The sequence below is a fragment of the Acidobacteriota bacterium genome (assembly GCA_040752915.1).
Taxonomy (GTDB): Bacteria; Acidobacteriota; UBA4820; order UBA4820; family DSQY01; genus JBFLVU01.
This window is the reverse complement of sequence record JBFMHB010000001.1, coordinates 137,842-161,933: the sequence shown is the minus strand read 5'-3', so window position 1 is coordinate 161,933 and position 24,092 is coordinate 137,842. Positions and strand designations below refer to the sequence as shown.

Genomic DNA, 24,092 nt, shown 5'->3' with positions numbered 1-24,092 from the left:
CCCTCCCGAGAGATCCCTTTCCTTGCACCCTGGCCGGGTGGAGAATGGTCTCCATGGGTGCCGAGGATGCCAGGGCGGCCTGGCGGATCACGGGGAAGGTCCAGGGCGTCGGGTTTCGATACTTCGTGGCCCGCCACGCGCAGATCCTGGGCGTGAGGGGATGGGCCCGGAATCTGGCCGACGGATCGGTGGAGGTTCAGGCCAGGGGGACTTCCGCCGCTCTCGCCGCTCTGGAGCGCGTCCTGGGGGAGGGCCCCCCTCATTCCCGCGTAGAGAGGGTGGCCGCCCTGCCCCCTTCCGGTTCCCTTGAAAGGGCCTCTTCATTCACGATAGAATCCGAGTTCGGCTGGACGTAGGCCGGACCGTGTGCCTGTAGCTCAGTTGGATAGAGCACCTGCCTCCTAAGCAGGGGGTCGTGGGTTCAACTCCCGCCAGGCACACCACCCACGCGCGGAAGAGAGAAAGGGGACCGAATGGCCAGCAGGAGACTCAGCAAGCAGGAAATGCGCCAGGACCAGTTCCGAAGCCTCCTTTCCGAGGCGTTCGTTGCCTCCATCCGGAGCATGGAGACCCATTGGAGGATCTATCTGGCCGGGCTGGCGGTCCTGGTCGCCTCGGCGGCGGGCGCCTTCGCGTTCTGGAACCACCTGGAGGCCAAGAAGGCCGAGCGGTCCCACCGTCTCAATGAAGTCATCGAAGCCTTCGCGGCTCCCGTGGGCGAGGCCGCTGCGGCCGGGGGGGCGTCCGCGCTTCGTTTTTCGGACGAGGCGAAGAAGACGGCCGAGGTGGAAAAGCGGCTGAAGGCCCTGGAAGCGGAAGGTTCGGGCGGATCGGGGGGCCTGACCGTTTTCTACAAGGCCATTTCGTTGGCTCGGCAGGGCAAGACCCGGGAGGCCGCCGCCGCTTTGGAGCCCGCCACGAAGGGCGGCGTCCTTGCGCCGCTGGCCCTTCCCATGAGGGGAGGGCTCTACGAGGCCCTGGGCGAGTTCTCCAAGGCGGAGGCCGATTTCAAGGCCCTGGCCCAGCTCGAATCTCCAACTCTCCCCAAGGGGGAGGGCCTGTGGCAACTCGGCCAGTACTACGAGCGGCGGGGCGAGAAAGCGAAGGCCGCCGAGGCCTACAAGAAGATTCAAGAACTGATGAAGGGGACGGAGGAAGGGGAGGAACCCTCCATCCTGCAGAGGGCGAAAAAACGCCTGGAGGCCCTCGAGGGAGACGCATGACCGAAAAGGACGAGAGGACCCCGCTTCCCGAGGAGCCCCAGATCCCAGTCGCCCATCAGGATCTGGAAACCCTGTACCGCCTCGCGTACGTCGTGCACTCCTACACCGACCTTCAGCCCCTCCTCGAGAATCTCGTCGACCTGGCGATCCAGCACCTCAACGCGGAAAGGGGGGTCATTTTCCTCCTGAACCCCCAGGGGGAGCTCTACCCCACCGTGGCCCGCTCCCTTTACCCCGATGAACTCGTGGACGTTCAGCGCGTGGCGCTCTCCGTGGTCCACGCCTCCATGAAGAGCCAGGAAGGGATCCTGAGCGCCAACGCGCAGAGCGATCCCCGCTTTCAAAGCGAAAGCGCGATCCACTACAACATCCTCTCGGTGATCTGCATGCCGCTCAACTTCGCCGGCACGCTGCTGGGGGCGCTCTACGTGGACCACGGGAAGCGGCCCGGCGCGTTCACCGAACGCGACCACAAGTTCCTGAAGTCCTTCGTGGACCTCGCCTCATCCGCAATCAAGTCCGCCCAGGAGAAGGAAAGCTACCGTCTCGAGAACACCTATCTGCGGCAAATGGCCTCCGCCGATCAAGGGTTCCCGGAAATCATCTCCAACTCTCCGAAGATCATCAGCATCCTCGAGACCGTGGAGCTCGTCGCGGCGAGCAACGTATCCGTCCTGATCATGGGGGAGAGCGGAACGGGAAAGGAGCTCATCGCCAGGGCGATCCACTTCAAATCGTCCCGGCGCGACAAGAAGTTCGTGGCCCAGAATTGCGCCTCCCTTCCGGAGTCCCTTCTGGAGAGCGAGCTCTTCGGATACAAGAAGGGGGCCTACACGGGGGCTTCCCACGACAAGCCGGGCCTTTTCGAGGTGGCCGACGGTGGAACCCTCTTCCTCGACGAGATCGGCGACCTCTCCCTGTCCTCCCAGGCGAAGATTTTGCGCGCCCTGCAGGAGGGGGAGATCCGGCGCATCGGTGACAACAAGCCCCGCAAGGTGGACGTTCGGATTCTGTCGGCCACGAACAAGGACCTTCAGGACCAGATACAGAAGGGGCTGTTCCGCGAGGATCTCTTTTACCGCCTCAACGTGGTCACGGTGAAGCTTCCTCCCCTGAGAGACCGCAAGGAGGACATCGGGCTCCTCGCCCGCCACTTCTTGAACTTCTACGGAACGCGGATGGGGCGCCGCCACCTCGGCTTCGAGAAGGAGGCGGTGGACATGCTTTCCGCCTATGCCTGGCCCGGAAACGTCCGCCAACTCAAGAACGAGATGGAGCGCCTGGCGATCCTTTTGGGCGACGGGGAGATGGTGGCCCCCCAGCATCTTTCCGAGGTCATCCAGCAGGCGGCGCTGCTAGCGGCCACCCACACCGGGGCCAAGTTGAAGGACTCCCTGGACGCCATCCAGAAGAAGATGCTGGTGGAAGCCCTTCAGAAGTACCGCTGGAACAAGACCCGGGCCGCCGAGGATCTGGGGATCACCCGCAGGGGCCTCATCAAAATGATCGAGCGGTTCGACCTGGACCGAAGAAAGCGCCCGCGCTGAAAAACCGGCCGGAGCAGGCGGACCATGCCCAAGAGAGTCCTGAACCTACCGAATCTCCTCACGGCCTTCCGGATCTTCCTGGTGCCATTGGTGGTGGTCGTCCTGCTCACCGAGTTCCAATTCGAGAAGTGGTTCTTCTTCAACCGCGAGACGCTGGCGGTGGGGATCTTCCTGCTCGCCTCGCTGACGGACCTGCTCGACGGGTATCTGGCGCGCCGGAGGAACCAGGTGACGACCCTCGGCCAGCTCCTGGATCCGATCGCGGACAAGCTCCTCGTGGCCTCGGTTCTCATCTCCCTGGTGGAGCTCCAGCTCACGGCGGCCTGGGTGGTTGTGGTGATCGTGGGCCGGGAGTTCTCGGTGACCGGGCTGAGGCTCATCGCAGCCATCAATCAGGTCGTGATTCCGGCGGGGCGCCTCGGGAAATGGAAGATGGTGGTGGAAGTCATCGCCATCTGCTTCATCATCTGGGGCAACCAGAAGGAATGGGACTGGGTCCAGATCACGGGCAACTGGCTCCTGTACATCGTCGCCTTCATCGCCGTGGCCTCCATGGTCGAGTACTTCAAGGAGTTTTCCAAAAAGATCGACCTCTTCAAGGGGGAGGCCCTCGGATGAGCCCAGCCGCTCCGGGGACTGGACGGGTCCGGTGAGGGAGGCTCTCCTTACTCGGATCGCCCTGTTTTGCGCGCGCCATTACCGAGGCGTATTCGCGGTTTCGGCGTTCCTGGCGGCGATGGCCCTCGTTCTCTTCGCCCTCAAGCCGCCCAGCATCGAGTCGGACATCCTGGACCTGCTCCCCAGGAAGAACCCCTCCGTTCAGGATTTCCGGCAGGCGACGGAGGATTTCAAGAGCCTCGACTACCTCTTCGTTCTGCTCGAGACCGCCGATCCTGAGGCGCACCCGATCTCCGAATACGAGGAGTACGCCGACCAGCTGGCGGAGGCGATCCGGGAGACGGGGCTCGTCGAGACCGTGGAATACCGCCTCCACGACTTCGAGGGAATGGTCCAGGCCCTCCTTCCCTACACGCTCTTGTACCTCTCCCCGGACTCGTTGCCCGAGGTGGCTCAACGGTTTACGAACGAAGGAGTCCGGGCCCAGGTGGAGAGCAACCGCAAGCTCATCTCCAATCCCGCGTCCCTGGTCACCAAGCAACTCGTCCAGTACGATCCCTTCGGCCTCTTTCCCATCCTGAAGCGCAACTTCGCCGGGAAAACCCGGCAGCTCAAGGTCGATCTCTCCGACGGCTACTACCTCTCCCGCGACGGGACGGCCCTTCTCATGATCGTCCGGCCCAAGAGGCCCGCGCAGAACATTCCCTTCGGGAAGGAACTCATGGCCGGGGTCCGCTCGGCGGAGAGGACCCAGAGGGAGAGGTGGACGGCCGAGGGGGAGGAGGGCCTCGAGGCGCTTACGGTGCGGTACGGCGGGGGCTATCCGATCGCGCAGGATGACGCGGACCTCATCAAGCGCGACGCCGTCCTCAACACGGCCACTTCCGCGGTCCTGGTCATGGGGGTGTTCCTCTGGGCCTTCCGGCGCAAGAGCGCCCTGGCCTACGGCTGGATCCCGCTGCTATTCGGGATCCTCATGACCTTCGCCGTGGTCCACCTGTTGGGGATCCACCTCAACAGCGCCACGGCGGGATTCGCGGCATTGCTCATCGGTCTCGGCATCGATTTCTCGACGGTGATCTACGGACGCTACGTGGAGGAGCGAAACGCGGGAAGGGGATCCGAAGAGAGCATCGCGACGGCCCTCGGCCGGACGGGAAAGGGCGTTTTCGTCGGGGCCGTCACGACCGCCTGCACGTTCGGGGCCATGATCGTCACGGAATTTACGGGGATGCGCCAGGTGGGCATTTTCACTTCCGTGGGCATTCTCCTGAGCGCCGCGAGCGTCTTCGTCCTCCTTCCCGCCATGCTCCAGTTCCATCAGATTCACAAGGAAAAGCGTGCGGCGGAGCCTTCGTTCCACATGCACGCCTTCTGGGTGGACGGGATCGCGCGGGTGGCCCACCGAAGGCCGTGGACCACGCTGCTGATCGCGGCGGGGCTCACGGCGGTGTTCGGTATGTTCGCTCTCGGCATCCGCCTGGACGACAACATCAAGAACCTCAGGAGCTCCCGCAATCGGGGGATCCACGTCTCCTCGGAAATCGCGAAGAAATTCGGCGCGTCTCTCACCTACATGATGGTCCTTCTGGAATCCTCCTCACCCGAGGGCATCGTGGCGGATGCGGAGAAGGTGACCGAGGCGGTCCAGCCCTACCTCAAGACGGGAGACATCCTCTTCACGGACAGTCCCTCCACCTATCTCCCGCCGGTGGACCGGCAACGACTCGTGGTGGAGGCACTTCGCCGGCAAGGGGAGGCGGAATTTTCGTTCACGCGGATTCGGCGGACCTTCCTGGCGTCCTGCCGCCAGGAGGGGTTCAACCCGGAGTTCTTCCGGGAGTACCTGGTGAATCTCGGTCGCATGCTCCGTCCCGACGGCCCTTTGACCTACGACCAGATTCGTCGCACGCCCCTGGGTCCGGTGCTGGACAAATTCATCGTGGAGAAGGGTCCCGGCAGGTACCGGGGGGTGGTGTACCTGTACATGTCGGAGGAGTTCAGGAGGTTCGAGCCAACGGGCCTCATCGAGGCCGTCCAAGCCCGAGTTCCCGAGGCGAAGGTGGTGGGCATCAACGTATTCAGCAAGGCCCTCCGGACCCTCATCAAACGGGATGCACTCCTGGCTTTCTTGGTGGGGAACCTGCTCGTGCTCCTCATCGTGGCGGCGGACTTCCGGTCCTTCCGGATGGCCGCCTACGCGCTCGTGCCGCTCTGCGTGGCCATGGTGTGGATGCTCGGGTCCCTCGCGATTCTTGGCGAGCCCTTGAACCTCATGAACATCTTCGTGACCACCCTGATCCTGGGCATCGGATCGGACTACGGCATTTATTTCGTTCACCGCCACCGCGAACCCGACGGGGCCCAGATGGACCGGGTAATCCAGGAGGTGGGGTCTCCGATCGTCATAGCGGCGCTGACGACCATCGCGGGGTTCGGTTCCATGATCACCTCCTCCTACCCGGGGCTGAGGAGCATCGGCTATGTCTCCCTTCTGGGAACGGTTTACAGCATGGTCACGACCCTGACGGTCCTCGTGGCGCTTCTGACCTTGTGGGACCGGCGCCGCCTGGCCAGGGAACCGGAGGGACCCTCCTCGTAACCCGGGACGGTTGCCTCCAGCGGCGGCGCAGTCTACAGTGGCAGTCGAACCGGAGGAGCCCGTGGATGACCTGGATTCCAAGATCAAACGCCTGGAGGAGATCCTGGTGGGTCTCGAGGGCGGGGTCCTCGTGGCCTTTTCGGGCGGCGCGGATTCGGCCCTGCTCCTGAGCGAGGCGCGGCGCATCCTCGGATCGGCCTGCGTCGCGGTGACGGCCGATTCGCCGACCCTCCCCCGATCCGAACTGGACGAGGCCAGACGGTTCGCCGAGCGCCTGGGGGCGGAGCACATCCTCCTCAAGACCCACGAGATGGAAGACCCGCGCTTCGTGGCGAACGACCCCCGGCGATGCTATTACTGCAAGAGCGCTCTCTTCGAGGCGATGGAGGACCTGGCGGGGAAGAGGGGGGACCGGTGGATTCTGTTCGGCGCCATCGCCGACGATTTGGGGGACTGGAGACCCGGTATGGAAGCGGCCCGGGAGCGGGGCGCCCGCGCGCCGCTCCTGGAGGCGGGTTTGACGAAGGCCGAAGTGCGGGAGCTGTCCCGCCGGAAGGGGCTACCCACCTGGGACAAGCCGCAGGCGGCCTGCCTTTCTTCCCGGTTTCCGACGGGTCGGCCCATCCGCCTCGGCGATTTGGGCCGCGTCGAACGGGCCGAGGATCTGTTGCACAGCCTGGGTTTCAGGCAATGCAGGGTCCGGCTCCTGGATTCGGGGGCCAGGTTGGAGTTGGAGGTCGGCGATCTGGCCCGGGCTTGTGGGGAGGGGGTTCGCGAGAAGATCTGCGCGGCCCTCGGGCGCCTGGGGTTCGAGTTTGTCGTCCTGGATCTGGATGGCTTTCGATCGGGGAGTCTGAATCCCAAGCGAAAGGAGAAGGACGGTGGGCTCATTGGGAACGCCTGAGATCATCCTCATCCTCGTGCTGGCACTCCTGCTGTTCGGACCCCAAAAGCTGCCCGAGCTGGGAAAGTCTTTTGCTCGCGCGATCAAGGAGTTCAAGCGCGCGAGCGCGGAACTCCAGGAGACCATCGAACGGGAGGTGGAGGATCTCAAGAAGGACGCGGACCTTCTCGGGGACCGCACTCCCTCTTTCCCCCGTTCAACCCTGCCCCCCCCGCCGCCCCGGATGCCGGAGCCCGTTCCGCCGGAGCCCTCCGGTGGGACGGAGGAAGGAAAGGACGGGGCCTCCTGATGGACAGGAAGGGGGGACGGGGGGAGATGACCTTCCTGGAGCATTTCCAGGAGTTGAGGATGCGCCTCGTGCGGGCCGTCCTCGGCCTTCTCGTCGCGTTCGTGGCCGTGATCCCCTTCATGGACCGCGTCATGAGGCTGCTGGTGGCCCCGTACTACCGCTATCTGCCTGAAGGGCAGAAGAGCCTGGCCTACACGCAGGTGACGGAGATCTTCTTCGTCTACATGAAGATCGCCATGGTTCTCGCGGTGTTTCTGGCCGCCCCTTGGATTTTCTACCAGCTTTGGGCCTTCATTTCCCCCGGTTTGAAGCCGGCCGAGCGGCGGTGGGCCGTTCCTTTCGTCTTGGCCACGAGCCTCTTCTTCATGGGTGGAGTGGTTTTCTGCTATCTCGTGATCCTCCCCCTGACGTTCAAGTTCTTTTTCCAGTTCAACGAGGGCTTCACGAACGTCGTGACGATCTCCTACTTCTGGAACTTCGAGATCGTCTTTCTCCTGGGCATGGGGCTGACCTTCGAGACGCCCATCCTCATCTTCCTGCTCACCCGCCTGGGGCTCGTGTCCACGGGGACTCTGGCCCGGAAATTCAAGTGGGCCGTCCTCGGCTCCTTCGTGATCTCCGCCGTGATCACACCCTCGGGAGATCCCGTGACCCAGACCGCCGTCGCTGTGCCTCTCATCCTGCTCTACGGGCTTGGCTTGCTCATTTCCTGGATGTTCCGCCGAAGAGACGCGCCCGCACCGGCTTGAGAGGCCGGTTCCAATTCCTCCGAACCTGTGGTACAAGGAGTCCAACACGTTTTTGAAACATGAGGCGCCTTCCCCGCGTTGGACAGGGAGGGCAGGGGACCGGGTACAGGGAGGAGAGGATTGAAAGCAACGGCCGTACTTCGTGAGCCCGAATTGACCGCCTTTCGGTCAGCGCTCGCCGCCTATTCGGGCGACGCGGCCCGGCTCAGCGTTTTCTCGACGGACCTTGAGGCGGTCCAGTCCGTCTACATCACGGGGATGCCGGAGATCATGGCGGTGGACCTGGATCTCCCGGGCGTCATCGGTCTCGAAACGGTGGCCGCGCTCAAGAAGCAGCCCGGGTTCGAACGGTTGCCCATCGTTCTCGTTTCCACCGAAGATCACCGTGTGGATGCGTACAACGCCGGCGCCTCCCTCTGCCTCCTCCGCCCCGTCAGCGTGGGTAGTTTCCTTGAGGCCCTCCGGACCTTCTGCGGGCGCAGGGGGGAGGAGACCGCCGCTCCGCCTTCGCCCATGCGCGTGCCGGAAGAGTTCGACGGGCCCGAGGCCAGAAAGGCCTCGAGGAAACCCCTCCAGGCCGCCTGTATCATTTCCACCCTCGGGCAAAAGTACAAGGGGCTGATCCGCGACATCTCCCTCACCGGTGCGAAAGTGCACCTCGATGGCAAATTGAACATCAACGACCTGATCACCCTCATCATCGGAATCCCTGGAACCGTTCCCCTCAAGATCGTGGAGTTCAAGGCCCGCGTGGTCCGCAGCACGGACGGCGGGTACGGCGTGGCCTTCCGCCAGATGGATCCGGATACGCGCACCTTCGTGGCGGCCTACACCCAAAAGGACTGAGCCGCGGCCTCAAGGGCCCGGGAGCGGGACACCTTCCCGTTAGAAGGCTCCCCGTGGCGTCGCTCTGTCGTCCGTCCGCCCTCGGTGAGGGCGCCTCAGGGTCCGTCCGCCGTCGGGAGCCGGGCGCCCTTGAGAAGCTCCCGGGCATGACGGAGGGCCGTTTCCGGTACGCGCTCACCGGCCAGCATCCGCGCGAGCTCCCCCGGTCGCTCCTCTTCCGAAAGGACTCGGGCCCGCACCACCGTTCGGCCCTCGGACTGGGTCTTTTCGACCCGGATGTGGCGTCTCGCGAAGGCGGCGATCTGGGGAAGGTGCGTGATGCACAGCACCTGGCGGGTGGAGGAGAGATCGCGCAGACGGCGCCCCACATGCTCGGCGGGGCGTCCGCCGATGCCCGCGTCCACCTCGTCGAATACCGCGGCGCGGGGGCCTTCGCCCGTGGCGAGACTCGCGATGGCCAGCAGGGTGCGGCTCAACTCGCCTCCCGAGGCGACCTTGGACAGGGGCCTGAGGGGTTCCCCGGGGTTCGCGGAGAAGAGGAACCGCACCTCATCCTGCCCCGCGGGCGATGCATCCTCCGGGTTCCGGAGCGGCCGGCTCTCCACCTCCACTTCGAATCGGGCCTTCTCCATGGCCAGCGGGCGCAAGGCCGCTTCAACGCGGCGCGCAAACGCGGAGGCGGCCTCCCCCCTGGCCCGGCTCAGAGCCTGCGACGCGCGGGCGTACACTCCAAAGGCTTCCTCGAGGGCCGCCGAAGCGCCCTCCACGGTGCCGGCCCCGCCGGAGAGAAGGTCTTCTTCCCTGCGGACCTGCTCGAGGCGGGACAAGACCTCTGCCACCGAGGGACCGTAGCGGCGCTTGATGCGGTCGAGGTCCGCCAGCCGAGCCTGGATCCGGTCCAGCCTTTCCGGGTCGCTCTGAACGGTGGACGCGGTGCGCTCGGCTTCCGTCGCGATGGTGGACAGGACCCCCGTCGCCGTCTGGAGGTCCTTGAGATAGGGGCTCCAGGCGGGATCCACCTCGGAGAGCCGCTTCAGGTGGCGGGCCGCCTCCTTCAGGGCTCCGGCCGCCGATGTCTCGCCCGGCCCCAGGAGGGAGGCGACGGAGGACGCGGCGCCGGAAATCTCTTCGGCGTGTTGGAGGCGCTCCTTCTCGGCCCGGAGCTCCTCCTCCTCGCCCTCCCGGGGGTCCGCCCGCTCAATCTCCTCCCGCTCGCGGCGAAGGGCCTCCAGTCGGGCGGACCTCTCGGACTGGGTCCGCCGAAGGGCCGCGAGACGCTCCATGGCGGAGGCGAGGCGGGCGTAGGCGGACCGCGTGTCCGTCGCCCGAACGCGCACCTCGGGCAGGGAGTCCAGGAGCTCCCTCTGGCGGGCCTCGTCGGCCAGGCGGTGTCCCTGGTTCTGTCCGTGGATCTCCAGCAGATGGGAGCCGAGTTCCCGAAGCTGGCCCACGGAGGCAACGGCCCCGTTCACCCACGCCGTGCTTCGGCCTTCCCGCGCGATCCGGCGTCGGATCACGACGTCCTCCTCGGAAGGGAGCCCCCATCCATTGAGGAGGGCACGAACGGCCAGGGCGGGGCCACCGGAGGGGACGAAACGAGCCTCCACCCAGGCTTCCCGGGCCCCATGGCGGATCATCTCGAGTTCCGCTCTTTCGCCCGCCGCCTGGCCGAGCGCCTCCACGAGGATGGATTTTCCGGCGCCGGTCTCGCCCGTCAAAAGGGTGAGACCCTCCTCGAAATCCAGGTGAAGGTCCTCGACGAGAGCGAAATCCTTCAGGCGGAGTTCACGAAGCATGGGCGAGCACCGCCCGGGGCCCTAGCCCCGGAACCAGCAGGGGCCGTAACAGTCGGGCTGGCTGGTGATCCGGGTGACCCCCGTCCCATCCCATCGCATGATGTAGATCTGGTAGGAGCCGGTGCGATTGCTCGCGAAGGCGATGTAGCGTCCGTCCGGGGACCAGGAGGGGGCCTCGTTGTTGCCGGGCCCGTCCGTCAGGAAGGACACCTCGCCGGAGTTGAGGTCCTTCACGGCGATGTCGAAATGGCCGTTTCGGAAGGAACTGAAGGCGATCTTATCCCCCCGGGGCGACCACGCGGGCTGGTCGCAGCGGCCTCCCCCCTCGGGACTGATCCTCTTCACGTTGGCTCCGTCCCGGTCCATCACGTAGATCTGGGGCGATCCGGACCGGTCCGACGTGAAGGCGATCTGCTGGTCGTTGGGAGACCACGAGGGCGCCGTGTCGATGGCCCAGGAAAAGGTCAGCCGCGTGGGGTTCTTTCCATCCAGTCCAAGGACCCAGATGTCCGGGTTGCCCGACCGGGAGGAGCAGAATGCGATGAGTTTCCCGTCCCTGGAAAAGCGCGGGTTGGAGTTGAGGCCCTCGCCTTCGCCGTAGAGTTTGACCCGGCGTCCCTGGCGGTCCAGGAGAAAGAGCTCCTGCCGGTCCTTCAGGATGGACGTGAAGACCATCCGGTCGCCCTTTGGGCTCACGTCGGGCGTGACGTTCAACTGGCCCAGGGCGGTGAGGCGGACCAGCCCTTTCCCGTCGTAGTCGCAGAGAAAGATGTCCTCGGTGGCTCCCAGATGGGAGGTGAAGAGGATCTGGCTGGTCGGGAACATTCCCGCGCCGAAGAGGTAGTCCAAGATCACCGAGGAAAGGTTGTGTCCAAGCACGCGGGCGTCGGCCTTGGGGCCCTTGATCCGTTTTCCGGTGACCATCTCCGAGCGCTTCACGTCGAAGAGCCTTCCCTCGAGGCTCAGCTGGCCGTCGGAAGAGAACAGGGACGTGAGGAGGAGGTAATCCGCGTTCATGGCTTTCCAGGCGTCGAAGTCCACCTTGGCGTCCTGGAGGCTCAAGCCGGCAAAGAGGGCAGGATCCACGAGCCTGAAATAGCCGGAGAAGTCGAGGTCCGCGGAAACGACCGAAAGGACCTCCTGGCCTGCGGCGGCGTTCTGGGAATCGGTGCGGCAGGGCGGAACGGCGATGGCGAGCCGCGTGAATCCGCTCTCCGTGATGACGCCCGTGATCTGGTTCGAGGGCGGAGACGGGGCGGCCGCCGGGGTCGGCTGGGAAGGGGCGGGCGGGGGCGCGCCCTGGCCCATGGCGGAACCGAAGATCAGCATGGACATCCAGGTAAGACTCGCGAGGAGGGGAGACCGAAGGGAGCCGTTCAGGGACATGGGACTCTCGATAGCCATGGCGCATTCCCCCAGGGGTGCCGGGTCAGATGAGCCGGCCGCCCAGAATTTCGCGAACGAGTTCCTTCTTCGGAGCCGGAATCACGGCCCAGTTGGTCAGGAGGCCCTTCTCTCCGATCAGGCTCTTTCCCGCCTCCACGGCTGCGCGGACCGCGGCCACGCTGCCCGTGAGGATGCAAAAGGCCTTTCCACCCAGGGCCATGGCGATGCGGATTTCCAGCAGGTGGACCTCCGCCGCCTTGACGGCGGCGTCGGCCCCCTCGATGAGGGTGGCCACGTTGAAGGCCTCCAGGATGCCCAGAGCCTCCACTTCCTCCACCTCACAGGACTGGGATAGGGCCGGGAACACCTGCTCGTGAAGGTTGGGGATGACGATGGAGTCGGCCACCGTCTCCAACGCCAGGTCCTCCCCGGCCCGCACGGCGGAGGTGCAGGCGGCCACGTCTCCCCGTACGAGGATCATGTACTTGCCCGAGCAGATCGACCGGCTTCCCAGGAGTTCGACGTCGGCCGCCTTCAGCATGACGTCGGTGGCCTCCACGCCCTTGGCGACGGAGGTCAGCTCGAGGAGCCCGATGGCGTCGCGGGCCCCGCTCCCCGGGGCGGCGCCGATCGGGGGGGCCGAAGACGAGGCGGTGGGGCGCGTGGCGCCCGACCGGATCTGGCTGATCTTTGGACTCATGAGACCTCCACGGTCACCGCGCTCTCGTCCACGAGGACGCGGCCCGATTTGGGTGCGAAGATCCTGGCTCCCAGGGCGCGATCGGGTATCTCCGCAACCACCTGGCCCGCCTGGACCCTGTCGCCCGATTGAACCGTTGGGGCGGAGGGCGCTCCGGCGTGCTGCTTGAGCGGAAGCCGAAGGATCCGCGCCGGGATGGGCCGGGCATCGAAACGGTGGGGCGCTTCGAACCGGAGAAGGTCCAGGCGGCGCATGAGCAGCCGGGTGGGCGTCCGGCGGTACTCGAAGAGGGGGGAGGGCGCGACCTCCTCCTTGCTGGGGCGAACTCCCCTCGCCAGGAGCGCGCGTTTGCTTTCCACCATGACGCGGAAGGGGTCCAGGTCCTCGGGACACGCGTAGAGGGAACAGAGGGCGCATTCGCAGCAGTAGAGGGCCGTTTCCTGCCAGGCGACCGCCTGGTCAGGAGCGAAGCCGATGGAGATCATGGCCTTGTGCGGCTTGACGAAGTGACCCAGAAGGTCCCGGGGGCAAAGGTCCGAGCATCGCATGCATTGGTCGCAGGTCGCGGCGATCTTGTGGACCTGGAGCGGCGTCCGCTTCTTGCGGGCCAGAACCGAGTGGTCGAGGGGCAGGACGAGAATCCCCGAGGTGGTCTTGGTCACGGGTTCGTCGAGGTCCTCGGCCACGGTCCCCATCATGGCGCCGTTGACCACGTAGCCCATTCCGGAGACGGGCGCGCCCGCCGCCGAGAGGACATCTCGAAGGGAAGTCCCGAGGGGGACCCTCAACGTGAGGACCTCCGGCACGGCGCCCGAGATGGTGACGAACTTCTCCGTGACGGGCTTCGCCAGACCCACGTTGAGGACCGTCTCCACGTTCTGGACCACGACCCCCACGTCCAGAGGGAGGCCTCCCTTCGGGATGGCGCGGCGCGTCGTTTCCCACACGAGGATGTGCTCGTCTCCCGATGGGTACGTGTCCCGGAGCGTGAGGACCTCCACCGAGCGGGGCAGTTCGTCCCTCAGACGCTCGATCAGCCTGGGATGCTTGTCCTTGATCCCCACGAGGAGCCGCCTGGCGCCAACCGCCTCGCCGCAACGCACGAGGCCCTCCGCGAAAGGCTCCAGGAAGTTTTCGAGGATCTCCTGGTCTTTGTACAGGAGCGGTTCGCACTCGGCGGCGTTCACGGCGAAGGTGTCGGCCCTCGCCTGCAGTTTGACGTGCGTCGGAAAGCCGGCTCCGCCGGCCCCCACGATGCCGCACTCCCGCGCGATGCGTGCCGCCCCGCTCATAGGACCTCCGCGGGCCAAGGTATCAGGGCGGAGGCCCGAATACAACAGGAGGCCCCGCTCTCTTGTGGTAGTCTACTTTCCAGGGGGCGCCATGCGGATCCACATGATGGCCGTGGGAGGAACGGGAATGGGGGCCCTGGCCGGACTCCTCAAGGCGCAGGGCCATGACGTTACCGGGTGCGACACGGTCCTGTACCCGCCCATGTCGGAGGCCATCGCGCGGTACGGCATCCCCGTGGAAGCGGGGTACGATCCGGGGCACCTTCAACGGCTCCGTCCGGACCTCCTGGTCATCGGAAACAGCATCCACGCGGACAACCCCGAGGCTCAGGCGGCCCTCGCCGACGGCGTTCCCTACTGCTCCATGGCGGAGGCCGTTCGGCGCTTCGCGGTGGAGGGCAGGAAGAGCCTCGTTGTGGCCGGCACCCACGGCAAGACGACGACCACGGCCCTCGCGGGATGGCTCCTGGAGTCCGCGGCCATGCGGCCCAACCTCCTCGTGGGCGGCATCGTGAAAGGATGGGAAGCCTCCTTCCGTTGGGGCGACGGAACCTGGACGGTCCTGGAAGGGGACGAATACGAGACGGCGTTCTTCGACAAGGGGCCGAAGTTTCTTCACTATGCGCCCTCCATCCTGATCCTCAACAACATCGAAATGGACCACCTCGACAATTTCGCGGACCTCTCGGCCCTGGAGACGGCCTTCGTGCGTCTCTTCGGCGTTGTGAACCCGGGGGGAACCGTCCTGGCCGGGACCGAGTCGCCGTCCGTCGCGAGGCTCCTCCCGCAGGTGGGCCGCCGCACGACCACGTTCGGTCTGGGGGGCGGGGAGGACTGGACCGCCACCGACGTCACCTACAGCGAGCAAGGGACCCGTTTCTTCCTTTTCCACTCCGGGAGAAGGCTGGGCGCCTTCACCAGCCCCCTTCACGGCCCCCACAACCTCCGCAACACCCTCGCCGCCCTCGCCGCCTCGCTGGAGGCGGGCGCCGAACTCGAGGCCCTGAAGGAGGGGCTGGCCTCCTTTCCCGGAGTCCGGAGGAGGCAGGAAGTTCTGCACGCGGGGCGGTGCTGGGCCGTCGTGGACGATTTCGCGCACCATCCGACGGCTTTGAGGGAGACCCTGAAGGCCTTGAGGCAGCGCTTCCCCGGGCGGCGTGTGACGGCCTGCTTCGAGCCGCGCTCCTATACCTGCCAGACGGCCTTGCACCAGGGGGAGCTACCGGGAGCCCTCTCCCTGGCGGACGAAGTCTGGATCGGTCCCCTGCCTGCCCCGGGGAGAATCCCCTCCGGGAGCCGACTGGACGTCGAGCGGGTTGTCCGGGACATCGAGTCCCTCGGCCGGAAGGCCCGGGCTCTGGCCTCTGCCGAAGAATACGAGCGGGAGTTCGAGGCGGGCGCCCTGGAGCCGGGTCTGGTGGCCTTTTTCTCCTCGGGCGCGTTTCACGGGCTCCCCCAGAAGCTGGCGGGGAGGCTGGCTCTCCTGGACGAGCCGGTTTGCGGCGGGAAAGGAATCCAGTAGAAGGAACGGGCGATGAAGGTCCGGTGCGCGAGTTGCGGAGGCGAATTCGGCCTCGATCGGGATCTCCCCTTCCTGGATTGCCCGTACTGCGCCTCGACCCTCTACCTGGACCGGGCCCGGACCTTTCTGAGGTTTGTGCTTCCGCCATCGCATTCTCCGGCCCGGGCCCTCCTTGAACTGAGGGAGGCGTGGAGGAAAGGCGAACTCCCCGAACTCCCCGTCTTGAAGACCGAGGGCCTCCTGTTGCCGTTCTGGAGCGTGAGGGGAAGTGAGAGCCAGGGCGCCGTGCCCGCTTTTTCGCCCCGGCCCTCCTGCCTGGAGGATTTCCGGCTTCCCGGCGCGGGCGCCCGAGTTGAGGGGGGGGAGCCAAGAGGGTTCACGGCGGTTCCCTGCACCCAGGGTGCCTCCACGGCGTGGATGAGGCCTGGGGAGGAGTCCTCCTTCAGCCTCTACCTGGTTCCTTTCTTTCGGATCCAGTACGGGACGGCTCGAAGGGCCTACACCGCCTGGGTGGATGCCGTGCTGGGGAGGGCCTATTTCGAAGAAACTCCACCGCCCCTTTCGGCTCACATTTCGCATCGGTTCTGGGCGGCCATGAGCCTTCTCTTCATGGTGTTCGCCGTCGAGTCCTTCTTCCTTCCCGGGCCGGCCGCGGCGGCGGCGGTCCCGCTCACGGGGTTCCTCGTTTTTCCCCTGTTTCGCCGCATGGTGCAGGGGGCCCCCCGATGAATCGGGTGCGGGCCCTCAGTTGTCCGGCCTGCGGGGGCGCCGTGGCGGCTCCCCTGGCCTCCCGGAAGGTCCGATGCGCCTACTGCGGCCGTGCCCACTACTGCGTCGGCGGCGACTTCCTTCCGGCGCTGGTTGTCCCGCCGCGCTTGGGCGAGGCCGATTTGCGGGCCTCGGCGGCGGAAATGATGGGCCGTCTCGTGGCGCCCCGGGACCTCTCCCGGAGGGCGCTTCTCCTGAACCGACGACGGCTCTATTTGCCCTTCTATCTCCTGACGGGCAAGCGAGGGGGCGTTCTGGAAACAGGCCGGGAGAGGGTTGTCAGCGAACGGGATTTCCTGAGTCCGTGGCAGCGCATCGGGGCCATGTCGGGTGATCCGGACCTCCAGGCGGTCGCCCGGCCCCGAAGGCCCAGCGTCGTGGTGGAGGAGGACAGCCGTGTCGTCCTGGGGGACTTCAGGTACTTCTATCCGGCGGTGAGCCTCCATGCCTGGGACTTCAGCGACGCAGACGTGAGGGAGACCGTCCTGGGTGCGCTGGATTCGGCGGAGCCGGCGGACCTGTCGAAGTTGTCCGGGACCGGAGAGGTCGTGGACGCCAACATACCTCTGGAAACGGTGCTGGAAAAGGGCGTTGAGAGCCAGGCTTCTTCGACGGGCGAGTTGAAGATCCTGGCGGTTGAGGCCACGCTCGTCTACGTGCCCGTGGCCTTGTTGACCTTCCGCTACGGATCCCAGATCTTCCAGATGGTCAGGGAGGAGGTTTCGGGCCGCTGGCTCTCGGGGACCCTGCCTTTTCGTCGTGACTGGGCGGTCCTGGCGGGATCCGTGCTGGTTGGCCTCATGGGTCTCCTGACGGGCCAGTTCCTCCAGGGGATGGTGAGGGCTCTCGCTCCGGACTTCGACGCCCCGGGCAGGGGTGCGGCGGCATGGCCGGCCCTGGCGGTGATACTCGGAATTCTCGGGGTTCTGGTGGCCGCGGGGCTGGACCTGGCGTGGGCGTTTATCCGCACGCCCTTTCTGGTGAGGATTACGGGAACGGGGATTCGGGTGGAGGCGGCCGCGGACGTCCCTCCCAGCCCTCTCAACCCCGTCCGCCGGGTGATCTGGACAATCCTCAAGTCCGGCTTCGGCCCGGACCGCGCACCCAGGTGGCTCGAATGAGCGCAAGCCCCGTCCTCGTCCCGTTGACCTGTTCCACCTGTGGGGGCGAACTCGCGGGAGGGGATGCGGCGCGAATCTTCGTGTGCCGGACTTGCCGAACCGCCGTCTTCATGGAAGACCCGGGGCGCGTCTACGCGGCGGGATGGCTGAGCCCCCGCGTCGGGGCGGCGGGCGAACCGATCGGCGCGCCCTTCTGGATGGTCACGGGCGCCTTGCGGATCCGGTGCCCCGACGCTCGTAAGGAAGCCGCTATTTCGCGCGTGCGGCGGCTCGGCCCCCTGTTCTTCCCCGCCTTCTGGACCCTGCGGCTTTCCTACTACGACGACTTGACGCGCCGGTACGCCCTCGCGGACCCGTCCCTTCTCTCCTTCCAGGAGCCTTTCGAGGGTCCCCTTCTCGACGGCGTCAGGGACCCGGCTCCCCTTTCCGAGATGGCCCGTCTGGCGTGGCTCGCCCACGTGGACCGAGCGGCGGACGTGACGGGCGTGGAAGCTTCTTTTGAAGTGGAGCGGGTCGCCTACGCCGTGGTTCCCTTCTTTCAGGAGGGGGACCGGCTCGTGGACGGGATTCTGGGCGTCGCCGTCCCTCGGGTTCTCATGGCACAGGTCGACTGGAACCCACGCCCCTAGCCGGGGCGGCAACCCGCCCGGGCAACGGGGTGCCCCCTTGACAGGGCTCGACGGGGCTCTCACCATGGAGGCATCGGGCAACGCCATTCGGGCCGGATGCCAGGGTAAGGAGGGGACCATGGCCGAAATCAAGACCCTTTGCGACCTCTATTTCAACACCATCGAAACGCTTCAAAGGCCGGATCATTTGATGAGAAAGCGAAAAGGCCTCTGGGAGGTCGTTTCCACGAAGGAGATCGCCGAGACGGTGGAGGCCTTTTCGTGCGGCCTCATGGCATTGGGGGTCAAGCCGGGCGACAAGGTGGTCCTGATCTCGGAGGATCGTCCCAAGTGGCTGCTCACGGACTACGCGGTGCTCACGGCAGGGGCGGCCGACGTGCCCATCTATCCGACCTTGAACGCCCAGGAAACCGCGTACATCGCCAACAACAGCGACGCGGAGGTCGCGGTCGTCTCCAACCAGGACCAGGCGAACAAGCTCCTCTCCCAGAAGGAAAACCTCAAACGGCTGAAGAACATTGTGATTTTCGACCCGCCTTCGGAGGGCCTGGGGGACCTTCTACCCTGGGACCAGGTCATCGCGTGGGGGAAGGATTACGCCGCCAAGAACCCGGGCATCCACCGCCGGGTGGCGGCCCAGGTCAAGCCGGAGGACCTCGCGACCCTGATCTACACTTCGGGGACGACCGGGGTCCCGAAGGGGGTCATGCTCACCCATTACAACTTCGTGGAAAACTGTCGGGCGGGCATGGACTACCTGTACATCGACCAGAACGACAAGGCCCTGGTGTTTCTCCCCCTCTGCCACTCCTTCGAACGCATGATCGACTACTGCTACTTTTGGAAGGGCGTTTCCATCGCCTACGCCGAGAGCATCGAGAAAGTGGCCGACAATTTGGGCGAGGTTCAGCCGACCATCATGGCCGCCGTCCCGCGCCTTTACGAGAAGGTATACGCCCGCCTCATGGACCAGGCCGCCCAGAGTTCCGCCCTCAAGAAGGCCCTGATCCACTGGAGCATCCGGACGGTCAGCGAATGGGCCGATGCCTTCAAGGCGGGCGGTGGGAAGGTGCCGGCCGGGCTTTCGTTCCGAAGGGCCCTGGCGGATAAGATCGTCCCGAAGAAGCTTCGGGCAAGGGTCGGCGGGCGGGTCCGCTTCTTTGTCTCGGGCGGGGCCCCCCTGCCGCGGCACCTGGCCTCCTTCTTCTACGGATGCGGGATTCCCATCGCCGAGGGCTACGGGCTCACGGAGACGACGCCCGTGGTCACGGTGAACGAGGTGGATCAGCACGGAAACGACCGCATTCGTTTCGGGTCCCCGGGCAGGCCCTTGAAGAACGTGGAGGTCAAGATCGCCGAGGACGGCGAGCTCTGGGTCCGCGGACCGAGCATCATGAAGGGCTACTACAAGATGGAAAAGGAGACGGCCGAGGTCCTGACTCCGGACGGCTGGTTCGCCACGGGGGACATCGCCACCATGGACGAGGACGGGTACCTCTACATCACGGACCGCAAGAAGGAGATCATCGTCACCTCGGGCGGCAAGAACGTGGCTCCCCAGCCCATCGAGAACGAGCTGAAGCGCAACAAGTACGTCTCCCAGGCCGTCCTCATCGGAGACCGACGCCCGTTCATCACGGCCCTCATCGTTCCCAACTGGGACAACGTGATCGACTACGCCAAGAGCAAGGGCGTGAACAAGATCGACCCGCGGGACCTGTGCAGGGAGGCCGTCGTCGCCCACCTCTTCGAAAACGTCCTCGAGAGGGTGAACGCGAACTTGAGCCGCTTCGAGCAGGTCAAGAAGTGCCGCCTTCTGCCCAAGGAACTGACCGCCGAGGAGGGCGAGCTGACCCCCACCATGAAGGTGAAGCGGCGCGTCATCAACCAGAAGTTCGGCCACCTGATCGAAGAGATGTACGCCTCCAACGGCAATGGAAAGGCGGACTAGTCGGCCCGGCGGTCCTTCGAACGCCCAGCGGTCCACCGAGGGGCTCGCACTCCTGCCCGGGATCACGGCGGCCACGGCACGCCGCCTGGCCGCCGCGGGAGTGCGTGATCTGGAGGGACTCCTGTGGAGGCTTCCCTTCCGATACGAGGACCGACGTAGGCCCTCCCGCCTTGGGGCCGCCAAGCCGGGCACCGTCGCATGCTTCCGGGCGCGGATCGCGGCCATCCATCCGAGGCGTAGCTTCCGAGGCGGGGTTCACGTCACCGAGGCCATCGTTCAGGACGACTCGGGCAGTCTCCACGCGGTGTGGTTCAACCAGCCGTGGCTGTCGAAGAGCCTGCCCGCTGGAACCGAGGTGTTCCTCTACGGAAAGGTGGGACTTTACTCGGTCCGGGGAGGACTGCGGCTTCAGCTCGAAAACCCGGAGGTCGAGAAGGCCGCGGACGGTCCGGACCAGGCCCTCCTCTCAGATCGCCTGGTCCCCGTCTACCGCCGGGAAGGAGAGGTGCATCCGCGCACCCTGCGACGGATTTTCATGGGCCTGCTCCTGGACAAGGGGTCGGTGGAGATCCAGGAGATCCTCCCGGGGGACCTCTTCCGGGAGGAGTCCCTGCTTCCACGGGCCGATGCCTTCAGGACCGCCCACTTTCCCCCCGCGCCCGGGGAGGGCGTTCCCGTGGGGCCGCCGCCCGAGGCCCACAAGCGGCTGGCCTTCGAGGAACTCCTGCGATTCCAGTGGTCCCTCGCTCTGGTTCGGCGCGACCGGGACTTGAAGCCGGGACCGGTCATCGCCCCGTCGCCCGATGCGGGCGACTTGCTGCGCCGTGTTCTTCCCTTCCGCCTCACGGGGGCCCAGCGGCGGGTCCTGCGGGAGGTGTTCGAGGACCTTGCCTCGCCGCGGCCCATGTACCGGCTCCTTCACGGGGACGTGGGAAGCGGCAAGACCGTCGTCGCTTTTCTGGCCATGATCTTTGCGGCCCACAAGGGCCTGCAGGCCGCCTTCATGGCGCCCACGGAAGTCCTGGCGCGCCAGCAGTACCTCAAACTCGAGGCCATGCTCGATGGGACGGGTCTGCGGGCCGCCTTCCTCACGTCCGGCGTCAAGGGGAAAGGGCGAAAGGAGATCCTCGCCCAGGTGGCCGCGGGGAACATCCAGATCCTCGTCGGGACCCAGAGTCTCTTCCAGGAACATGTGACGTACCGAGAGCTGGGCCTCGTCGTCATCGACGAACAGCACCGATTCGGGGTGCTTCAGAGGGCCCACCTCGTGGAAAAGGGCAGACGGCCCAACGTGCTCGTCATGACGGCGACGCCTATTCCCAGGAGCCTTGCGCTGACCCTGTACGGAGACCTGGACCTCTCCGTGCTGGACGAGATGCCTCCCGGACGGTCCCCAGTGGTGACGGCCATCCGCGAAGAAGGGGCCCGGCGAAAGGCGGAAGCCTTCATGAGGAAGGAGATGGATGCGGGGCGCCAGGTGTTCGTGGTGTTCCCCTTGGTGGAGGAGTCCGAGGCTCTGGACCTGCAGGCCGCGAGCGAGGCATTCAAGCGGCTCTCCACCGGCGCGTTCCGCGGGTACCCGTCGGCCCTTCTCCACGGGCGCATGAGGCCCGAGGAGAAGGAATCCGTCATGGCGAGGGTGCGGTCCGGAGAGGTTCGGCTTCTGGTGGCCACGACGGTGGTGGAGGTGGGGGTGGATCTGCCCGGGGCCAGCGTGATGGTGGTGGAACACGCGGAACGGTTTGGACTCGCGCAGTTGCACCAGCTTCGCGGGCGGGTCGGGCGCGGAGGGCAGAAGGGCTATTGCGTGCTCATGGTTTCCCCCGCCGCCGCGCCCGAGTCCATCGAGCGGCTGAGGGTCCTGGAAAGGACTCAGGACGGGTTCGAGATCGCGGAGGCGGATCTCCGTCTTCGGGGGGGAGGGGATCTGGCGGGCGTCCGGCAGTGGGGCGGTGCGGGCTTTCGCGTGGCGGACCCGGTAAGAGATCATGATACGCTGGTGCGGGCGCGCCTCTGGGCGGCGCGACTCTCGGATCCCGGCCGAAAATGGGGGACCGGTGAAAGGGAGAGGTACCTGGAGTGGCTGGAACGGTCGGGCGTCTTTTCGAGCGGCTTGGCTCAGATCGGTTGAGGTTCCCCCTGGCCCTGGTCGCGGGGGCCGTCCTGTGGGGTCTTTCGCTCCCTCCGTACGGCGTGGGCATCCTCGCGGTGGCCGCCTTCGTTCCGGGCCTTCTCTTTCTGCCGGAAGAGACACCCCGCCGGGCGGCGTCGTGGGGGTGGGCGGGCGGAGCCCTTTGCGAAGCCGTCACCCTCTGGTGGCTCGTTCCCACCATGGTCCGGTACGGGGGGATCGCTCCATGGATGGCCATTCCCCTCGTGGCGGGGCTGTCCGTGCTCCTCGGGCTTTACTGGGCGGGTTTCTACGCAACGGTGGCCTGGGCCGTGAAGCGCCGGGGAGAGGGAGCGCTTCTCCTCGCGCCCTGCGCTTGGGTGGTCTGGGAATGGCTGAGGGGCCATCTCCTCACGGGGTTTCCGTGGTGGGGCCCCGGCTATTCCCTCAGCCTCTACTCCGCCTTGCTCCAGAACGCCAGGTTCCTCGGAGTCATCGGCCTCTCCTTCCTGGCCGTGCTGGGCGCCGCGGCCGTGGCCCTCTGGATCCGGGAGCGCGGGGCCCCGTCCACCTTGGCGGGCGTCCTTCTATCGGTGCTCCTGTATGGGGGCGCCTTCGCCTGGGGGACCGTCCAGGCCGGGCGCCCCGTGTCTCCCATGCCCCGCCTCGCCGTCGGATACCTTCAGCCGAACATCCGTCAGGATGAGAAATGGGACCCCGAGGAGGCGGATCGCACCTGGACCAGGCTGGAGACCCTGAGCCTCGCTTTCCGCAAGTTCGGCCTGCGGTTGCTCGTCTGGCCCGAGTCCTGCACACCCGTGGCATGGGACGGGGACGAGGCCTACCGATCGGGGGTGGCCTCCATTGCTCGGGAGCTGTCCGCTCCCATCCTGCTCGGTACGACCTTCAAGGGTCCAGGGGGGTTCCAGAACGGCGCCGTGCTGGTGCCGCCGGAGGGTGGGGAGGGCGGTCGCTACGCCAAGACCCACCTTGTCCCCTTCGGGGAATACGTGCCGCTGCGCCGCCTTCTCTTCTTTGCCCGACCCCTCGTGGAGGCGGTGGGGGACTTCGTTCCAGGAGACTCCCTCCGACCCCTGTCCACTCCCGCCGGCGCGGCCTCCGTAACCATCTGTTATGAGGCCATCTTCCCCGGTCTAGTGAGAAGGCAGGTGAGGGAGGGGGGCGAGATTCTCGTGAATCTCACGAACGATGCATGGTACGAAGGGACCCCCGGTCCCGCCCAGCATTTCCTCATGGAACGCGTCCGCGCCGTGGAGACGGACCGGTTCCTGATCCGGAGCGCCAACGGCGGGATCAGCGGAATCGTGGATCCCCGCGGCCGGCTGCAATCCGCGGCCACGCCGGGGGAACCGGCTTCGTTCTGGGGCATCGTCGCCCCAAGGAAGACGGAGACTCTCTGGGTGAAAGTGGGGGCCCTCTGGTTGGTGGCGCCCCTGGTTCTGCTTTTCCTGGCCGCCGTGCCCTGGCCAAGACTCGGGGGAAGACGATTGGACGCGCCCGCCGCGGAGATCGAGAGCCCCTGAGCGGAGGGAGGGGGAGGGGGACCAAGAGCGCCTGGGTCGTTGAAGGAAACCTCATGAAGAAACACCGGAGATCGCCGGGTTCCTTTGGGTTCTTCGAATGGTCCGGAGAGAGCATTCCAGACTTGGGCACCAATTTCTACAGTAGAATGGTTGCGGGTCAACCATCACAGTGGGAAGAAAAGAACCCCCATTTGGCCTTGTCTGGGGTGCGCTGAAACGGGTGTTGGAACTTGGCTACTGGCTATATTTTATATATCGAAATCACCTCATTGTTGAGATGTTTGGCGAGTGTGGCGTGAGATAAGTCGAATTCCGGGAGTCCACCCGGTCGAGGCGCATTCCTAGACCAGCCCGAGTCGGTGTTCTCTTGGGCGCAGGAAAGGGTCGCCCGCAGGGCCGTTTGAATCGGGCCGCTTCAGGTTAGTAGGTTTCCGGGGGCACGTCCGACCCAAATTCGGGTTCAAGGGGTCGGCGGGTTCGCCGGAAGATCGTCGG

General features: G+C 65.9%; 20 protein-coding genes and 1 tRNA gene. 17 read left to right on the top strand and 4 right to left on the bottom strand.

Features of this window, described 5'->3' with window-relative positions; all coding sequences use genetic code 11:
* Positions 1–53: 53 nt before the first annotated feature.
* From AB1824_00755 to AB1824_00710, 10 genes are all read left to right on the top strand, one after another.
* The gene (locus tag AB1824_00755) at positions 54–356 is read left to right on the top strand and encodes an acylphosphatase (GenBank protein ID MEW5763477.1); all 303 of its coding nucleotides are present in this window, start codon (positions 54–56) and stop codon (positions 354–356) included.
* Between the two features lie 10 nt (positions 357–366).
* Positions 367–443 (top strand) — tRNA-Arg (locus AB1824_00750).
* Positions 444–473: 30 nt separating this feature from the next.
* Positions 474–1,223, top strand: coding sequence for a hypothetical protein (locus AB1824_00745; GenBank protein ID MEW5763476.1), 750 nt, complete (start codon positions 474–476; stop codon positions 1,221–1,223).
* Positions 1,220–2,770 (top strand): sigma 54-interacting transcriptional regulator, encoded by a 1,551-nt coding sequence (locus AB1824_00740; GenBank protein MEW5763475.1) that lies wholly within the window; start codon positions 1,220–1,222, stop codon positions 2,768–2,770. Before AB1824_00745 ends, AB1824_00740 begins: the two co-directional genes overlap by 4 nt.
* A gap of 24 nt (positions 2,771–2,794) precedes the next feature.
* Positions 2,795–3,388, top strand: coding sequence for a CDP-diacylglycerol--glycerol-3-phosphate 3-phosphatidyltransferase (gene pgsA, locus AB1824_00735; GenBank protein ID MEW5763474.1), 594 nt, complete (start codon positions 2,795–2,797; stop codon positions 3,386–3,388).
* Between the two features lie 31 nt (positions 3,389–3,419).
* Positions 3,420–5,990, top strand: coding sequence for an MMPL family transporter (locus tag AB1824_00730; GenBank protein MEW5763473.1), 2,571 nt, complete (start codon positions 3,420–3,422; stop codon positions 5,988–5,990).
* Positions 5,991–6,051: 61 nt separating this feature from the next.
* Complete coding sequence (gene larE, locus AB1824_00725) at positions 6,052–6,894, top strand: ATP-dependent sacrificial sulfur transferase LarE (GenBank protein MEW5763472.1); 843 nt, start codon at positions 6,052–6,054, stop codon at positions 6,892–6,894.
* Complete coding sequence (gene tatA / locus AB1824_00720; GenBank protein MEW5763471.1) at positions 6,872–7,183, top strand: twin-arginine translocase TatA/TatE family subunit; 312 nt, start codon at positions 6,872–6,874, stop codon at positions 7,181–7,183. Before larE ends, tatA begins: the two co-directional genes overlap by 23 nt.
* The gene (tatC, locus tag AB1824_00715) at positions 7,183–7,932 is read left to right on the top strand and encodes a twin-arginine translocase subunit TatC (GenBank protein ID MEW5763470.1); all 750 of its coding nucleotides are present in this window, start codon (positions 7,183–7,185) and stop codon (positions 7,930–7,932) included. The genes tatA and tatC overlap by 1 nt, the downstream gene beginning before the upstream one ends.
* A 120-nt stretch (positions 7,933–8,052) precedes the next feature.
* Complete coding sequence (locus AB1824_00710) at positions 8,053–8,778, top strand: PilZ domain-containing protein (protein MEW5763469.1); 726 nt, start codon at positions 8,053–8,055, stop codon at positions 8,776–8,778.
* 95 nt (positions 8,779–8,873) lie between these two features.
* On the opposite strand, the gene recN is transcribed toward AB1824_00710, so the two are convergent.
* Genes recN through AB1824_00690 form a run of 4 tightly spaced genes read right to left on the bottom strand, consistent with a single transcriptional unit; the run spans position 8,874 to position 13,952 of the window.
* Positions 8,874–10,574: a DNA repair protein RecN gene (recN, locus tag AB1824_00705; GenBank protein ID MEW5763468.1), complete on the bottom strand. Its 1,701-nt coding sequence runs from the start codon at positions 10,572–10,574 to the stop codon at positions 8,874–8,876.
* Positions 10,575–10,595: 21 nt separating this feature from the next.
* A complete protein-coding gene (locus AB1824_00700) occupies positions 10,596–11,978 on the bottom strand; it encodes a hypothetical protein (protein MEW5763467.1) in 1,383 nt (460 codons plus the stop codon).
* Positions 11,979–12,003: 25 nt separating this feature from the next.
* Positions 12,004–12,660: a BMC domain-containing protein gene (locus tag AB1824_00695; GenBank protein MEW5763466.1), complete on the bottom strand. Its 657-nt coding sequence runs from the start codon at positions 12,658–12,660 to the stop codon at positions 12,004–12,006.
* Complete coding sequence (locus tag AB1824_00690) at positions 12,657–13,952, bottom strand: 4Fe-4S dicluster domain-containing protein (protein ID MEW5763465.1); 1,296 nt, start codon at positions 13,950–13,952, stop codon at positions 12,657–12,659. Before AB1824_00690 ends, AB1824_00695 begins: the two co-directional genes overlap by 4 nt.
* Positions 13,953–14,043: 91 nt before the next feature.
* Between AB1824_00690 and AB1824_00685 the strand changes: the two genes are divergently transcribed.
* From AB1824_00685 to lnt, 7 genes are all read left to right on the top strand, one after another.
* Positions 14,044–15,474 (top strand): Mur ligase family protein, encoded by a 1,431-nt coding sequence (locus AB1824_00685; protein MEW5763464.1) that lies wholly within the window; start codon positions 14,044–14,046, stop codon positions 15,472–15,474.
* A 12-nt stretch (positions 15,475–15,486) separates the two neighbouring features.
* Entirely contained in the window at positions 15,487–16,203 is a 717-nt protein-coding gene (locus tag AB1824_00680) for a hypothetical protein (protein MEW5763463.1), read from the top strand.
* A complete protein-coding gene (locus tag AB1824_00675; GenBank protein MEW5763462.1) occupies positions 16,200–17,363 on the top strand; it encodes a hypothetical protein in 1,164 nt (387 codons plus the stop codon). Before AB1824_00680 ends, AB1824_00675 begins: the two co-directional genes overlap by 4 nt.
* Entirely contained in the window at positions 17,360–17,992 is a 633-nt protein-coding gene (locus tag AB1824_00670; GenBank protein MEW5763461.1) for a hypothetical protein, read from the top strand. The genes AB1824_00675 and AB1824_00670 overlap by 4 nt, the downstream gene beginning before the upstream one ends.
* A gap of 118 nt (positions 17,993–18,110) precedes the next feature.
* A complete protein-coding gene (locus AB1824_00665; protein MEW5763460.1) occupies positions 18,111–19,943 on the top strand; it encodes a long-chain fatty acid--CoA ligase in 1,833 nt (610 codons plus the stop codon).
* Positions 19,927–22,074, top strand: a complete 2,148-nt coding sequence (gene recG, locus AB1824_00660) for an ATP-dependent DNA helicase RecG (protein ID MEW5763459.1) — start codon at positions 19,927–19,929, stop codon at positions 22,072–22,074. Before AB1824_00665 ends, recG begins: the two co-directional genes overlap by 17 nt.
* A complete protein-coding gene (lnt, locus tag AB1824_00655; GenBank protein ID MEW5763458.1) occupies positions 22,023–23,597 on the top strand; it encodes an apolipoprotein N-acyltransferase in 1,575 nt (524 codons plus the stop codon). The genes recG and lnt overlap by 52 nt, the downstream gene beginning before the upstream one ends.
* Positions 23,598–24,092 lie beyond the last annotated feature (495 nt).